General features: G+C 35.5%; 15 protein-coding genes. 4 read left to right on the top strand and 11 right to left on the bottom strand.

All coding sequences use genetic code 11. From position 1 onward, the window contains the following. Positions 1 to 84: 84 nt before the first annotated feature. From CaldiYA01_RS01045 to CaldiYA01_RS01035, 3 genes are read right to left on the bottom strand one after another with little or no spacing between them, the layout of a single operon-like run. Entirely contained in the window at positions 85 to 1272 is a 1188-nt protein-coding gene (locus CaldiYA01_RS01045; protein ID WP_207180492.1) for an ABC transporter permease, read from the bottom strand. A 20-nt stretch (positions 1273 to 1292) separates the two neighbouring features. After that, positions 1293 to 2939, bottom strand: a complete 1647-nt coding sequence (locus CaldiYA01_RS01040) for an efflux RND transporter periplasmic adaptor subunit (RefSeq protein ID WP_207180490.1) — start codon at positions 2937 to 2939, stop codon at positions 1293 to 1295. A gap of 19 nt (positions 2940 to 2958) precedes the next feature. Beyond that, positions 2959 to 3621, bottom strand: a complete 663-nt coding sequence (locus CaldiYA01_RS01035) for a Yip1 family protein (RefSeq protein WP_207180488.1) — start codon at positions 3619 to 3621, stop codon at positions 2959 to 2961. Between the two features lie 493 nt (positions 3622 to 4114). Here CaldiYA01_RS01035 and CaldiYA01_RS01030 point away from each other — a divergent pair, with 493 nt between their 5' ends. Together CaldiYA01_RS01030 and CaldiYA01_RS01025 are read left to right on the top strand one after the other, a co-directional pair. Continuing rightward, positions 4115 to 5350, top strand: a complete 1236-nt coding sequence (locus CaldiYA01_RS01030; protein ID WP_207180486.1) for a DNA polymerase Y family protein — start codon at positions 4115 to 4117, stop codon at positions 5348 to 5350. Positions 5351 to 5395: 45 nt separating this feature from the next. Then, on the top strand, positions 5396 to 5629 hold the full coding sequence (locus CaldiYA01_RS01025) for a hypothetical protein (RefSeq protein WP_015908644.1): 234 nt from the start codon (positions 5396 to 5398) through the stop codon (positions 5627 to 5629). Here CaldiYA01_RS01025 and CaldiYA01_RS01020 read toward each other — a convergent pair. The 4 genes from CaldiYA01_RS01020 to CaldiYA01_RS01005 all read right to left on the bottom strand — a co-directional run bounded on the left by CaldiYA01_RS01020 (position 5622) and on the right by CaldiYA01_RS01005 (position 7800). Then, positions 5622 to 6062: a protein-export chaperone SecB gene (locus CaldiYA01_RS01020; RefSeq protein ID WP_013402177.1), complete on the bottom strand. Its 441-nt coding sequence runs from the start codon at positions 6060 to 6062 to the stop codon at positions 5622 to 5624. The genes CaldiYA01_RS01025 and CaldiYA01_RS01020 overlap by 8 nt on opposite strands. Continuing rightward, positions 6059 to 6433 (bottom strand): helix-turn-helix transcriptional regulator, encoded by a 375-nt coding sequence (locus CaldiYA01_RS01015; RefSeq protein WP_207180484.1) that lies wholly within the window; start codon positions 6431 to 6433, stop codon positions 6059 to 6061. Before CaldiYA01_RS01015 ends, CaldiYA01_RS01020 begins: the two co-directional genes overlap by 4 nt. 96 nt (positions 6434 to 6529) lie before the next feature. Further along, positions 6530 to 6973, bottom strand: coding sequence for a type II toxin-antitoxin system RelE/ParE family toxin (locus CaldiYA01_RS01010; RefSeq protein WP_207180482.1), 444 nt, complete (start codon positions 6971 to 6973; stop codon positions 6530 to 6532). Between the two features lie 272 nt (positions 6974 to 7245). Next, the gene (locus CaldiYA01_RS01005) at positions 7246 to 7800 is read right to left on the bottom strand and encodes a flavodoxin family protein (RefSeq protein WP_207180480.1); all 555 of its coding nucleotides are present in this window, start codon (positions 7798 to 7800) and stop codon (positions 7246 to 7248) included. Positions 7801 to 7930: 130 nt separating this feature from the next. On the opposite strand from CaldiYA01_RS01005, the gene CaldiYA01_RS01000 reads away from it, so the two are divergent. Continuing rightward, a complete protein-coding gene (locus CaldiYA01_RS01000) occupies positions 7931 to 8260 on the top strand; it encodes a winged helix-turn-helix transcriptional regulator (protein ID WP_127352608.1) in 330 nt (109 codons plus the stop codon). A gap of 77 nt (positions 8261 to 8337) precedes the next feature. On the opposite strand, the gene glmS is transcribed toward CaldiYA01_RS01000, so the two are convergent. The 3 genes from glmS to CaldiYA01_RS00985 form a co-directional block, all read right to left on the bottom strand. Further along, positions 8338 to 10173 carry a glutamine--fructose-6-phosphate transaminase (isomerizing) gene (gene glmS, locus CaldiYA01_RS00995; protein ID WP_207180478.1) on the bottom strand — a complete coding sequence of 612 codons (1836 nt, stop codon included), beginning with the start codon at positions 10171 to 10173 and terminating at the stop codon, positions 8338 to 8340. A 310-nt stretch (positions 10174 to 10483) separates the two neighbouring features. Continuing rightward, complete coding sequence (gene glmM, locus CaldiYA01_RS00990) at positions 10484 to 11833, bottom strand: phosphoglucosamine mutase (RefSeq protein WP_207180476.1); 1350 nt, start codon at positions 11831 to 11833, stop codon at positions 10484 to 10486. A gap of 141 nt (positions 11834 to 11974) precedes the next feature. Continuing rightward, entirely contained in the window at positions 11975 to 12997 is a 1023-nt protein-coding gene (locus CaldiYA01_RS00985; RefSeq protein ID WP_207180474.1) for a rhamnogalacturonan acetylesterase, read from the bottom strand. Between the two features lie 333 nt (positions 12998 to 13330). Between CaldiYA01_RS00985 and CaldiYA01_RS00980 the strand changes: the two genes are divergently transcribed. Next, a complete protein-coding gene (locus tag CaldiYA01_RS00980; RefSeq protein WP_207180472.1) occupies positions 13331 to 14563 on the top strand; it encodes an MFS transporter in 1233 nt (410 codons plus the stop codon). On the opposite strand, the gene CaldiYA01_RS00975 is transcribed toward CaldiYA01_RS00980, so the two are convergent. Continuing rightward, a complete protein-coding gene (locus CaldiYA01_RS00975) occupies positions 14556 to 15506 on the bottom strand; it encodes an AEC family transporter (RefSeq protein ID WP_207180470.1) in 951 nt (316 codons plus the stop codon). The genes CaldiYA01_RS00980 and CaldiYA01_RS00975 overlap by 8 nt on opposite strands. Between the last annotated feature and the right edge of the window lie 205 nt (positions 15507 to 15711).

Here is a 15711-nt window from a genome sequence, read left to right as displayed (position 1 = left end):
CCTGAGCTACTATCCGTTTATTTGGATAGTTAAGGCTTCTTTTGTGCTAAAGTCTAAAGGGTTTGCTGCTTTGCCCATTATTTTTTATTCGTATCTTAGCGCCTCTATAGGATTTAAGCGCGCTGCCTTCTCTGCCGGAAGCATTCCAAAAATAACTCCTATTAAAACCGAAATTCCAAAAGCCACAAAAGCCCACTTTAGCGAATACACAGGCTCAACTCCAGGAATTTTCGAAATTCCGACTGCAATTACAAAAAAACCAAGCAAGATCCCGATTACCCCACCAACACCTGTTATAACCATCGATTCTATGAGAAACTGTACTCTAATATCGCTTCTCTTTGCCCCAATTGCTTTTCGAATCCCAATTTCTCTTGTTCTTTCTGTAACAGATACAAGCATAATGTTCATAATTCCAATTCCACCAACTACAAGAGAAATTGTAGCAATACCGCCAAGGATTATCATTAAAAGATAGGTTATTCGATTGAGCGTGGACATAAGTTCTGACATATCATAAACCGAATAATTTTCATCTTTCTTTATAATGCTACTTAAATATACTTTTACTCTTTTTTTAACCTCTCCATTTTTATCTGCAGAAACTGTACGCACTAAAAAATTTTTTACAAGAGCATAGTCTCCTGCAAACATACTATTTAAAGCAAATAAAGGCACTATGACACTGTCATCTACTGTGTTGTCTCTCCCACCCTGTTTTTCTTTCAAAACACCAATCACCTTGAAAACCTGACCATTTACGTTTATTTCACTGCTCACAGGATTCTGATTACCAAATAGCTTTTTTTGTATTCTTGAACCTATAACTGCCACTTTTTGCCTAAAATCAATGTCTACAGGACTTATAAACCTTCCTTTTGAAAGTGCAAGGTTTTGTATCATCATGTACTCGGCTGTTGCACCAATAACCTGGCACTCTTCCTTTTTACTTCTGAAAAGCGCTTGGGCTGGATACTGGACAAATGGGCTTACACCCAAAATAACATCGTTATTTTTTCTTGCAAATTCTAAAAATTCGTCAACTGAAATATCTTCACTCTTTGAAGCTGGATTTACAATAACATACACAAGGTTTGTGCCAAGTTTTTCTATCTCTTTCGTAATACCAGCTGTTGTTCCTTCAGCAAGCCCTACAGCTGCAACCACCGCTCCAACTCCTATGACAACACCAAGAAGTGTCAAAAATGATCGTAACCTGTTTAGAAAAATGCTCTGGATTGCCATCTTACAAGCGAGCAAAAATTTCTCCATCTCGAAACATCGTCTCCTTTTTAATAGAAAAGACTTTGTCCCTGTTTTTCAGCATCAAATTTTGGAAGTACTACTTCTTCTCCCTCAATAAGTCCTTCTAAAATTTCAGCGTATTTCTCGGTTGTCATTCCCAGTTTGACCTGTCTTTTCTCTGTATCTTTATAATAAGAACTGTCAAGCCCGTATTCATCAGTTTTGGAAACAGTTTTTTGTTCTTTGTTTTTATCAGAAGTTTTAGCCCTTTGTTGTGTGTAAACATATACATAATATATTCCATTTTCTTTGTGAACAGCTTCAACCGGCACAACCAGTGCACTTTCCTTGGACTTTAAAATAATCTCTGCTTCTGCATGCATTCCAATTTTTACACTATTGCTATTTTCAAACTCTATCTTGACAACAAATTTTGAGATACTACTGTTGTCTACTTGAGCCTTTTCAGAAATCTCTGCAACATATCCTTCTATGGGCTTATTCTTTGTGCTTTCAACTGCATCAAGTTTTATGTTAACCTTTTGTCCAGGCTTTATCTTCAAAATGTCAAGTTCTTCCACCTGAGCATTTATTGCAAGGTGTTTTGGGTCATATACTGAACATATTAACTGCCCAGCACTTACCACATCACCATCCTGGAGATTCAAATCAGCTATTTTACCGTTAATTGGTGATAAAATTTTAAAGTTTTTCAAATCATCTTTGGCTGCTTCTATCTGGGACTTTATTTCTTCTATCTTCAAATCAAGCTGTTTTATTTGCATTTCAATATCATCTGTCGAAAATTTCAAAAGCAAACTATCCATTTTTACCTTCTGCCCGTTTTCCACAAAAACCTTTTCTATTTTGCCAGAAACAGGACTTACAATACTCTTTTTTGAAAATACTTCTAAAACACCTTCGCTGAGCGATGTCACTTTTTCACCGGTTGAAAGTTTTAAACTTATACTTGCCCTCATACCTTCAGTCAAACTACCGTTTTTGTTTGAAACTACTACCTTTGCATCAAATACCATCACACCATCATCATTTTTGTATATCCTGCTACCAATACTTTCCACAACACCGTCGACCCTATCCATAAGGTCAGATACTACAACCTCTGCCTTCTGCCCCTTTTTTACCTTCCCATAGCACCAGGCAGGAAGCTGCGTGCTTAGCTTCATCTTTGAATCATCAACAATAGTCATTATCTGCATTCCTTGGCTGACAAGTTGACCTTCTTCTGCCGCAAGGTTTTGGATAAATCCTTCTTGAGGAGATTTTAAAATATAGTTCTGAAGTTGTCTTTGTAAATTTTCTCTCTGAAGTTCAAGATCAAGACGCTGTCTTTCTAAAGAGTCTATCTTATAAACTGCTTGACTGTCATCTATCTTGGCAATTAAATCTCCTGTTTTGACATATTGCCCGTTTTCGACAAAAACTTTTTCTAAAGTTCCATTTACTTTCGATATAACATTTCTTGTGCTCCTGCTTTGCACAGTGCCAGACACCATAAGAGTTTGCTTTAAAGAAATCCTCTGTACTTTTGCAGTTTTTGGTTTAGATGATATACTTTTTTTGTTCCCGGATGGCATCGTCAAAATAAATGTCAGAATAAATCCCACTGAGATAAGTAAAACTATGATTACTACTTTTTGCCAGTTTTTTAGGCCTTTTGTTGCATTTTGCATAAGAGAATACTCTCCTTTTCTACTTACCACCAAACTTTACAAAGTTTTGCGAAAACAGTGAAATAATTGGTACTATGAGGTTAATTATAGTATACACGGCTGTAACAATTGCACTTTTTGCTTTGTTAAGTTCACAGACAGCAAAAACTCCAACACCAATCAGTATATACCGCCAGATAGAAAACACATGTAGGTATGTTCTTATAAAATATTTAAAATCTATTTGGATATCCAACATATTTAAATTTATGACCCTAGCATATATAGCATAGAAAATGTAATAAGGAATCATTACAAGATTTGCAACAGCTACAATTGTAAGCGCCTTTTTGTAGTCAATCTCGCCACCTGCAAGCCTTACAATTATGAGTAAAATAAATGAGACAATAAAAAATGAAATAATATTTTTCACAAATGTTGTCCCTGCTAAAAATATAGGTGACATTGTAACTTTTAAACTCTTTAGTGCTGCTTCTTGCAACTTTGGGTCTTCAACTGTCTTTTTTACATGCTCCAATAAAACCTCATCAGGTATCTTTGGTATACACAGAACAGAAATCGCTGATATCAATGATATTATAAGTACTAAAACTAAAAAATCCGGTTTCTCTTTTATTTTTTGAAATACTTTAGTAGGTGATATGACAAGACTTAAAAGATTTGAAGGTTTTAAATATTCCATCCTTTGAAAACACCTCCTCAAGATCTTTTGATACACAATAAAAACCATACGCACAAAATTAAATTCTATGATTTAAGTAACTTTTAACTTGCTGTAAATATTATACTTTAAGTTTTTGTTTGTTGCAAGAAATTTTTGTAATACATCCTCTGCTTAGGAATTATTTCGAATTTAGCCTTGCTTTATTTGCTCCTACCATTGATTTTATTTATGGTCCTGTTCCAACTGAAATTACCCTCCATAAACCATTTTCGTTTTTAATTAGATAAAAAAACATCATTTCCATTCCTGTTTTTCTATCCTTATATCCTTCAACTATGTATTGCTGATAATCGGATGCTTGATTGCTTGAGTTTCCTTTTCAATATAACTATTTTAATTTTTTCTTCTCATCAATTTTAGTAGCACAGAATTTTGCCTAATATTTCTATTTACCAAACACATTTTCGGTGATATAATATATACAAACTCTTGTTCTATAGGTGAGAAAAAAGTGGGCAGGGTAATTTTGCACTGTGATCTTAACAACTTCTATGCATCGGTTGAATGTCTCTATCATCCTGAGCTGAAAAACAAACCTGTTGCTGTTTGCGGCGAAAGTGAGCTTCGACATGGAATAGTTCTTGCAAAAAACCAGATTGCAAAATCATATGGTATTCAAACAGGTGATGTTGTATGGCAAGCACTTAAAAAATGCCCAAACCTTGTTATCTTGAAACCCAATTTCCCTCTTTATATACGTTTTTCAGAACTTGCACAAAGAATATACTCTGAATACACCGATTTGATAGAACCATTTGGGATTGATGAATGTTGGCTTGATGTAACTCAATCTACAGGTGTTTTAGGAAGTGGCAAAAAAATTGCTTATGAAATCAAAGAAAGGATAAAAAGAGAGTTAGGACTTACAGTTTCAATAGGAGTATCATTTAACAAGGTATTTGCAAAGCTTGGGAGCGACCATAAAAAGCCCGACGCTGTCACAGTTATCACAAAAGAAAACTTTAAACAAATTGTCTGGCCACTGCCTGCAAAAGACCTCTTGTATGTCGGTAGCGCAACAGAAAAGAAGCTAAGTTCAAGATTAATTTACACGATAGGTGATATAGCCAAAAGCTCACCTGAATATCTTAAAAGAATCCTTGGCAAATGGGGTGAAGTACTTTGGATATTTGCAAACGGGCTTGACACAACACCAGTTACTCCCCCACTTTTTGAAGACAACATCAAAGGAATTGGCAACAGCATAACACTACCCAGAGATTTGACTTGTTATGAAGATGCAGAATATGTTATTAGAATGCTTTCTGAGTCTGTTGCGCAGAGACTTCGTCGGCAGTATTTAAAATGTTATACAGTCCAAGTTTGGATAAGAGATAGCTTTCTTTTTTCAATCACGAGGCAGGAAAAACTCAAAAATCCTACTTTTCTGGCAAGAGAAATCTCTCAAAAAGCTTTTGAAATATTCAAAAAACACTGGAACTTTAAAAATAGCATAAGGTCGCTTGGCGTAAGAGCTTTGGATCTTGTCTGTGCAAACTCATTTTATCAGCTTGAGTTTGACAGTTTGAAAAAGTTCAAGTTAGAACAGCTTGAAAAAGCTATTGACCAAATTCGAAGAAGGTTTGGGCAGAGCGCAGTTTTGCCAGCTATACTTTTGACTAAATCTGACTTGCCTTGCGAGATTCCTCTGCACAACAAAATCCATCCTGTTGCATTTTTCAAATAAAATTTTGTTTTTCAAAATAAACATGGGAGGGTGAGGGTTTTTAAAATGAGAAAAATATTTGTAGAAGTTTATGCTCATTTTTCAAAGGAAGGAGAAATAACCCCCATTTCGTTTGTCTGGCTTGATGGAAAAACATACGAAATTGATAAAATCATAGAAAAAAGACCTGCTGCCTCTTTAAAAGCAGGCGGACAAGGCATAAGATATAAAATCCTTGTCCGCTCAAAAATGCTGTATCTTTTTTGTGATGAGAATAGGTGGTTTGTAGAATTTACATAGTTTTATGTTTCATCTCTCTAAGCTTATGTACATTTATCAACGGTAGTCTCAGAGGCGGGTTAAACCCTGCTAAAGCTGTGCATGACATAATATATGAACGTGTAAGATGAGTCAAGGTAATTATACCGTTTAATTCCAGCATGTTCTTAAAATCTTCCAATCCAAGTTTTTCTTTTTTCCCAGCAAAACACCCCTCATACACTATATGAATTTTAAATAACTTTTTATTCTTCTTTTTTCCTTCAAATGCCGCTTTAAATTGAACAGTCCCTATATATATCTCATTATTTTCCTCAATTTCCTCAATATCATAATCACACTTAAGTTCCACTTCAATCTCGTCACTTTCTTCTTTTTTTGTCTCAAGTTCAAATTTTACAACACGCGTACTTACAAGTTGAAAATCTGCCTTTAAATTTCCTATTTCTATCAAGCAGCCTCACCTACTTCATTGTTTATAACTTCATCCAATAACTCTTCACTACTTTCCAACCAATTTTCCTCACATTCAGTCTTTTCTCTAAACTCTATCTCAAGTTCAAACCCCAGTTTTTTAGCAATTTCATATAACATTTTTACAGTAGGATTATAATCCCCACTTTCAAGCTTTGACACCATAGCCTGACTAATTCCGAGCTTTTGAGCTAATTCTTTCTGGGAAAGATTATTTTTGATTCTATATTGGATAATCTTCACAGCAATGTCTACCAAAATGTCGTCCAGTTCAAAATACTTTTTATCTTCTTCATTTGTATATCTTTCAACTATTTTGTAGGCTGAAATTAATCTCTTATTATCTAACATTTTTCTCATCTCCCTGCAAACTATTCTTGGCAAACTACTTTTATTTATTATATTATATCCATTTGCACGCAATTTATAATCAATAACCTCTATCTCTCAATTTGTAATTAGTTGTAAGTCCTCATATACAGATTTTAGTTCTTCTATTCGCTCTTCTGCTTTTTCAATCGCATATGAATAACTTTTTGGATTATTTTTTGTGCTCTTACTTTTTTCAGGAAAAGCATAAAGTAATATTACTATTTCTTTTCCTTGCAAAGCAAAAAAAGCAAACAATATTCGAATATTATGAACATCCATCACTCTTAATGAATATAAATAACCGTGCTTGCTTAATCTCTCAAAGCTTTTTTGTTGAATACAATTTTTCTTTAGGTTCTCTAAAAAAATAATTTTCTTTCTAAATTGTTTTCCAAAATCAGTTTCTTTCCCACTTTCACTCAAAATTTCATCTAAATCATCAATTAAAGAAGGATGAGCATATACATAATCGCTCTCGTAATTCTCTACATAAACTATTTTATTAAGCTTATGTAACATTGAAGTTATATTGTCAACAACATTCTTGATTTTTTTGCGTTTTCAAGACTTTGACTTCCCACTCCAATCTTATTTAAATTCTTTTAACTTTCTTTTTGGAAAATCCTCTCTCTAATCATAAATATAACTCTTTTATCAACCATTTTCAACAAGAAAAAATTTAGGGATAAGTGCAAATTTGAGCTCTCAATTTTCAGCAATTGCACTTATCCCTACTGTAATTATTTACTGCAATTATCAACTTCTATCTTCAAATTTTAAATTTTATTATATTACCCTTTCACAATCTCTTTTCCCACTTCAAAAGCCCTCTCAAGCACATCCTTTCTTTCATTCACTGCACCAATGGGATTAAGATTGTTAGCACCGATTATTGCCTTTATATCCATTCCCAGCGCATCTTTAAAAAACATAGAGAGCTCTTCCATAACCTTTTGACCATCTGTGCCGCCGCCTTGAGTATATACAAGCACACACCTTTTGCCAGCAGGTATTCTTGAACCTTCTCCAATCTTTAAAAGGGCATAAAGTCTGTCTAAAAAGATTTTTGTCTGGGCTGTAACATAGCTCATGTAAATTGGAGAACCAACAACCAGTGCATCGGCAGAATACAGCGCATCATATATTTTTTGCATGTCGTCTTGCTGTTGGCACCTGCCGTTTTCCTGGCAAAAATTACATCCCTGGCAGGGATGAATATTCAGCTCATTCAATTTAAATATTTCCACATCAAACCCTGCCTCTTTTGCACCGCTTAAGATTTTTTCAACCAAAATTTCGGTATTGCCACCTTTGCGCGGACTGCCAACAATCCCTATTACCTTCACTTTAGAATTCCTCCCTCCCACTGATTACAAATAATATATTACCTACTGTTAGTATATAATTGCAAGTAGGTACTTTTTTGTGATATACTATACTTTAGGTAACCTTAAAGAAAAAAAGGAGTTATGAACTTTGAAAAACTCAAATGATAATATGCCACTCTGCCCTGTGGAAATTACGCTAGCTTTGATAGGCAGCAAATGGAAAATTCTTATTTTGAGAGAACTTATGCATGGTACAAAAAGGTTTAATCAACTTCTAAAGTCCATAAATGGCATTAGCCAGAAAGTTCTCACACAGCAGCTGCGTTCAATGGAAAAAGATGGACTTGTTATTAGAAAGGTTTACCCAGAAGTTCCGCCAAGAGTTGAGTATACGCTTACAGAGCTCGGGCTTAGTCTAAAACCTATTCTTGATGCGATGTATGAGTGGGGTGAAAGATATAAAAAAATTAAGGGATAAGTGGTATAGTCTTTTTTTATTTATATATCTGTGACCACTTATCCCTTTTATTACTTTAAATAAAAATCCCTTTCAAATCACTCCACAGTCACACTCTTTGCTAAATTCCTTGGCTTGTCAACATCACAGCCTCTTTGGACAGCTGTGTAGTATGCAAAAAGCTGCAGTGGCACAACTGTCAAAACTGGTGCTAAAATGTCAAGTGTTCTTGGAATATATAAAACATGGTCTGACACATTTTCTATCTCGGTATTTCCCTCCTGAGCAACAGAAAGTACAACAGCACCACGGGATTTTACCTCTTTTATGTTGCTTACCATCTTTTCAAAAAGTTTCTTTTGTGTTGCAAGTGCAATTACAAATGTCCCATCCTCAATCAGTGCTATTGTTCCATGTTTTAGCTCACCTGCTGCATATGCTTCTGAGTGAATGTACGAAATCTCTTTGAGTTTTAAAGACCCTTCCATTGCAACTGCAAAGTCTAAGCCTCTTCCTAAATAGAAGATGTCTTTTGCATTGAAATGCTCTGATGCATATTTTTGAATGTTCTCCTTGTGTGTCAGAACATACTCAACCTTTTCAGGAAGCTTCTTTATTTCATCTCTGATTTTTGCAAACTCTTCATAGGAAATTGTTCCAAGCTTTGTTGCAAAGTCAAGTGCAATAAGATACAGGCATATTAGCTGTGTTGTGTAAGCCTTGGTTGATGCAACCGCAATCTCAGGTCCTGCCCATGTATAAAGACAGTCATCTACCTCTCTTGCAATTGATGACCCAACAACATTTACAATCCCAAGCGTTCTTGAACCTTTTGCCTTTGCCTCTCTCATTGCAACAAGTGTGTCTATTGTCTCACCAGACTGAGAAATCACAATTGTTAATGTATTCTTATCTACGATTGGGTCTCTGTATCTGAACTCACTTGCTATATCAACCTCAACAGGGATTCTTGTGAGCTTTTCAATGACATGTTTTCCGACAATCCCCGCATGGTATGCTGTACCACATGCAACGATAAATATCTTGTTGAGTTTTTGCAAATCCTCTTTTGTAATATTAATTCCATCAAGGTTCACTTCAAAACCACTATCTGGAAGCCTTCCTGTCAAGGTATCTCTGATAGCCTTGGGTTGTTCCATTATCTCTTTTATCATAAAATGTTCATAGCCGCCCTTTTCTGCACTTGATACATCCCATGTAACATGAAATACCTCTTTTTTAACTGGCTCTTTTTCAGTGTTTACAATCTCTACCTTGTCTTTTGTCACAATGGCAATCTCATTTTCTTCAAGAATATAGGTATCTCTTGTGTACTCAAGGATTGCTGGGATATCTGATGCTATGAAGTTTTCACCCTGGCCAAGTCCCACAATTAGAGGACTATCTTTTCTTGCTGCAAGTATCATATCCGGTCTGTCAAGGCAAAGAACACCAAGCGCATATGACCCTTGAATCTTTTCAAGAGTCTTTATAAATGCATCTAAAATGTCACCGTCATAGTAATACTCTATAAGATGAGCAACAACCTCAGTGTCTGTATCAGATGCAAAAGTGTAACCCTTTTTTATGAGAAATTCTTTTAGCTTCAAATAGTTCTCTATGATTCCGTTGTGGACAATTGCAATCTTGCCGTTCTGGCTCACATGCGGATGTGAGTTCTCATCAGACGGCTCACCGTGTGTTGCCCATCTTGTATGACCAATCCCAACAAAACCTTCAATGGGATTTTGATTTAGCTTCTCTTCCAAAATGGTAAGTCTTCCTTTTGTCTTTACTATGTCAATCTTTGATTTATCTATATCGATAACTGCCACACCGGCAGAATCGTATCCCCTGTACTCAAGTCTTTTAAGTCCAGAGAGTAAAATAGGGACACAGTTTTTTGTACCAACATAACCAACAATTCCGCACATTGTTTTTGTCCTCCTCTTGAGCTTTATATTTAATTTCCAAGCTGCTAATTTATCATAGCAAATACAAGGATATAAGCCTTTTTTCTTTCTACCTTTGTCCCAGAAGTTGCCTTCCGGGGTTTGTAGCAGAAAGTTACGAGGGAAAAGGCAAAACCCCGCTGGGGCACCCGCCGAAAACCTCGATTCTCCCCAGTCCTCGTCAACCTCTGGAAAAAATACGCAAAGGCAACAGCGCTATAATTTCCAGAGGTCCTGGCGCTTTGAAAAAGCCTTTAGTTTAAAAGGCCTTTTTAACTTGGTCTAAAAAGTTTTATGAAAGCCTTGACTCAATCAAGCTTGCAAGATTATCTGCATCTTTTTTAATCTCTTCATAGTCTTCACCTTCAATCATTACCCTGATTAAAGGCTCTGTGCCAGATGGTCTTATCAAAACCCTTCCTCTTCCGTTTAACTTTTCTTCAACCTTTTTGATTGCCTCTAAAATTACAGAGTCTTTTGAATAAAGATCTTTCTTCCCATTTTCAACTTTAGCGTTTACAAGCACTTGAGGATATACCTTCATGATCTTTGCAAGGTCAGAAAGCTTTTTACCACTCTCTTTTATAATCTTTGTTAGCTGAAGGCTGGTTAAAATTCCATCGCCTGTTGTTGCAAAGTCTAAAAGTATTATGTGGCCTGACTGCTCGCCACCAATTGAATACCCGCCTTCAAGCATCTTTTCAAGAACATACCTGTCTCCAACTTTTGTAACTTCGAGGTTGATGCCAAGTTCTTTTGCTGCAACAAAAAGTCCCATGTTGCTCATGACTGTCACAACCAAGGTGTTGCGACTTAGTCTTCCATGCTGTTTTAGGTTTTGTGCTAAAATAAGCATTATTTTGTCGCCATCAACAATATTGCCCTCTTCATCAACAAAAAGCGTCCTGTCTGCATCACCATCATATGCAATGCCAAAGTCAGCTTTGTTTTTAACAACTTCTTGCTGGAGCATTTTGAGGTGTGTAGAGCCACACTCTTTGTTGATGTTTGTACCATCTGGCTGGTTGTTTATTACTACAACCTCTGCACCAAGTTCTTCAAAAACCTCTGGAGCTATTTTATATGCTGCACCATTTGCACAGTCAATGACAATCTTAAGTCCTTTGAAGCTTGCACCATTTAATGTTGATTTTAAGTAATCTTGATAGTCCTTTTTAAGATCAACTCTATTTACCCTGCCTATTGCATCAAATTGAGCGTGTGGAACCTCATCCCATTTTTTGTTTAAAATAATATCCTCAATTTTTTCTTCAATCTGGTCAGAAAGCTTGAAACCCTGAGAATTAAAAAACTTAATACCGTTGAATTCATAAGGATTGTGTGATGCGGAGATCATAATCCCTGCATCAAACCCATGAAATTTTACCAAGTGAGCTATTGCAGGTGTTGTAATAACTCCTGCCAAATACACATCTGCCCCAACAGATGTAAGCCCAGCACAAAGTGCAGCTTCCAGCATATCGCATGAGATTCTTGTGTCCTTGCCAATCAAGATTTTAGGTTTTTTGTGCGTTTCAGTGAGCACATACGCTCCAGCCCTTCCTAAGTCAAACGCAAGCTCGCATGTAAGTTCTTTATTTGCAACGCCTCTCACACCATCTGTCCCAAAAAGTCTTCCCATTCTCTTCCCCCTTTCATATGAAAGTGATTTATTACTTTATCTATTATATACCTATGTTTGAAAAATAACAATGTGAACATTTATTTTAAACACAAAAAAAGCTGCCAGAGAAATTTTTTCAGGCAGCAATAACAAAATTTTCTATCTCAGGTACTCTCTGAGTTTCAAATCTACTTTCTTTATCCCCTCAACCACAAGCTTTGCAATCTCATAAGCACCATACATATTAAAGTGTGTATTGTCTTCTATACCTTCAGGAAACTGGGGATACTCCCCCGGCTTTGCATACACAAAGAGCTTTTTTGACTCTTCAACCCCAAGTTTTTCATAAAGCTGGGAACTCATTTCAAGCAAATCAATCAGAAAAACATTTTCTTCCTCTGCCAACTCTCTCATAGCCCTAGGATAATCAAAATGAAGTCCGCTGCCAATAATTTTCCCATTTTCACCAAAATGTCTTCGTGCAACAGGTGTCACTAAAACCGGCACAGATCCTCTTTTTCGCGCCTCATCTATATAAACCTTTAACATTATCTTATATGTAGTATTTGCCTCAGTATATCTTTTATCATCCTTCTGGTCATTGTGACCAAACTGGATGAAAAGATAATCACCCTCTTTTATGGTCTGAAGAATTTGATCTAACCTTCCCTCTTCGATAAAACTTTTAGATGATCTTCCAGAGTAGGCATGATTGGAAATAGAAACTCCTTTTTTGAAAAAGCAGCCAAGCGCTTGACCCCAACCAGCAAAAGGCAAATTTTCCTGGTCACATACAGTAGAGTCTCCCGCAAGATAAATAACAATAGGATTTTGGGCTTCTTTAATTTCTATACTACAAACCTCAGCACCATCAGTTTCAATCTCAAAAATTATCTTTTCATTCTTAACATTTACTGTAAACTCCTCTTCATATATATCTCCCCTTTTAATTTGTGCGTCCTTTATCATAAGTCTTCTTGGGAAAACCATTATGGTCGCACTTGCAACATCTTTTTTTAGATTTCTGAGCACAAGCTTAACATCGTAGTTGCCGTTTGGGACATCTACTTTAAACTTAAAACTCTCAAAACCATAGCCTTTATCCTTACAGTAGATTGTGCTACCACTGACATTTATAAAATCATCCTTCACAACAGGCTCAAAATTGAATTTAAATACCATTAGAAACACTCCCTTGTTTTTCAAAATTCTTCTTTATATCTATTTTACTTTCTACCTCAAAAATATTCAACATAATAACACAAAATTTTTATATGTATTGCTATTGAATTCTTCTTGATTTTTTTTTAGTAACCTTATATTTGTGCACAATACCCAATTAAATTTGTGTATATTAACTATTTTAAAAAAGCTAATTTGATTGTGATTAGTTCAGATGTTATAATAATTTCAAGAGGTGTTATATTAAAATTTAATATCAAAAGGAGTGTGAGACTTTTTCCCCACAAAAATCAAATATATTCCTCATAATATCTACAAGAAGGTGGAAAAACAATGCAACTTGTTTTAATGTCTGGACCATTCAGATCCCTCCGGCACAAAAACTACCGGTATTACTGGTTTGGGCAGGCAATATCGGTAATTGGTTCATGGATGCAGAATATGGCAATGCAATGGCTGGCTTTAGAGCTTACAAACTCAGCGTTGCTTTTAAGTATCGTCACTGCATGTGAACAAGTGCCTGTAATGTTTATTTCACTTTTTGCAGGTGCAATACTTGATAAAAGGCAAAAAAGAAAGATTATTTTGTTAACCCAAAGCCTTCTTCTACTTTTTGCTTTCACTCTATTTTTGATTACATATACTCACACAGTTCGTTACTGGCACTTAGTAGTTTTAGCACTGATGAGAGGTTTTGTTACAACATTTGATAATCCTGCAAGACAGTCTTACATGATAACCCTTGTTGGAAAAGAAGACCTACCAAACGCAGTTGGTCTTAACTCTATGATTTTCAACCTTGCAAGAATCATAGGCCCTGCTGTTGCAAGCTTGGTAATATCAACAGTTGGAATTGAAATGTGTTTTTTGGCAAACGCCATAAGTTTTGTACCGGTCATTATAGGCGTATTTATGATTGACGCCAAAGAGCCTCAAAAAGAGAAAAATGGTAAAAGTGTTTTTGCGGAGGTGATAGAAGGGCTCAAGTATGTGTATAAGACAAAAGTACTTTTGAGAGCAATATCGCTTGTTTTAATCATGGGCACATTCATACTCAATTTTAATGTTCTTATCCCTGTGTATGCAAAACTTGCTCTGGGCAGAAATGAAACAGGTTTTGGACTTTTAATGTCATCGATGGGAATTGGATCACTTATAGGCGCATTTTTGACAGCTACAAGAAGAAAGGAAAAGATTAATTTAAATCTCCTTTTTAAGTTCATTCTTTTTGTGTCATTAGTTTACATTTTTCTTGGCTTTAACAAAAGCTATGCAGTAGCTTGTGTACTGTTTGTATTTGTTGGTCTTCTTGCAATAAGTTTTAACACAAGCTCAAACGCTCTTTTGCAGCTTTCATCGAGTGATGACTTTAGAGCAAGGGTGCTGAGCATCTACTTTCTTTGCAATGCTGGAACAACGCCAATTGGAAACCTCTTTACAGGAACAATTTCTCAAAAAATCTCCCCCTGGGCTGGATTTTATATTCCTGGATTTGTTACCATAGTATTGACTACAATTGTTCTTATCACCACCTTTAAGAAAAAGAATCTTGAGAAAACTAAATAATCTTAACTAGCACCATCAAAAACGGCATTATTACAACCGAAAATACGGTTGAATACGTAATCATAGCAGTAGCAAATTCATAGTCACCATTATATACTCTTGAAATTATAGCTGAATTTACCATCACAGGCATAGCAGACATTATGATAAACACATCTCGCATGAGTTTAGGAACGGGAATAAAATGTGAAAGAAGCCATGTAATAAAAGGCGTAACAATAAATCTTCCTGTAAATACTAAAATACTATCTTTGTCTAATCTGAAATTTTTAAACCCCATCTCATACATTGTTATTCCCACACAGAAGATGGAAAGGGGGGTGGTAAGCCCTCCTACCATTTTAAAACTGTCAAATATAAATTTTGGAAGTTTTATCTGTAAAAGTATAAGAGCAACTCCTATTAAAAATCCTATCAGAGGAGGATTAAATATACGTCTCAGAGTATCTATACTCAAAACATTTTGTTTTTCTTCTCTGTTGTCTTTAATAATTCCATATACACCAAGTGTCCACCAGATTGTAGTGTTTGCCATGTAATAAAGCAGTGTATAAGGTGTTGCGACATCTCCAAAAAGTGCAAGAGACATAGGAAGCCCTACAAAAATTGAGTTTGAAAGAGAAAATATGGCAGCAAAAAGTCCTCTCCTGTGATTATTTACATTTGCAACCCTTGCAATTACCATAGCTACAAAATAAGATAGTAATATTGACAAGAACGGTATCAAAAGCCCTCTTGCTGAATGTTCAAGTTCATTTTTTGTAAATGTTGAGGTGAGGTTTGCTATCATGTAAAGTGGTAGCGACACATTTACAACAACCTTTGCAAAAAGGTCTGATATTTTTGAGTCAAACCATTTGGTCTTTGCAAGAAAATATCCAAGCATGAGAACAAATAAAATCACAAGTACACCCTGAATGGCATTGACAAATGTATGCAGCAACGCTCTGACCCCCTTTTGAAATTTCGATCAAAAAATCAGTATGGTTTTCAAAATATTATACCATTAAAAATTTGATAGGTAGATAATATTCAATTGTAAATGCTCAGGGATAAAAAGTCAACATAATTAAATAAAATTCAAATATTTTGTTTAAGGATTTTTGAATATATTTTATGGTTTTTGAATCTAAATTCGTTCAAAACAA

It is taken from the genome of Caldicellulosiruptor diazotrophicus (genome assembly GCF_017347585.1).
In the GTDB taxonomy this organism is placed as follows: Bacteria; Bacillota; Thermoanaerobacteria; order Caldicellulosiruptorales; family Caldicellulosiruptoraceae; genus Caldicellulosiruptor; species Caldicellulosiruptor diazotrophicus.
The sequence above is the reverse complement of the archived record's forward strand: the minus strand, read 5'-3'. Positions and strand labels throughout refer to the sequence as shown.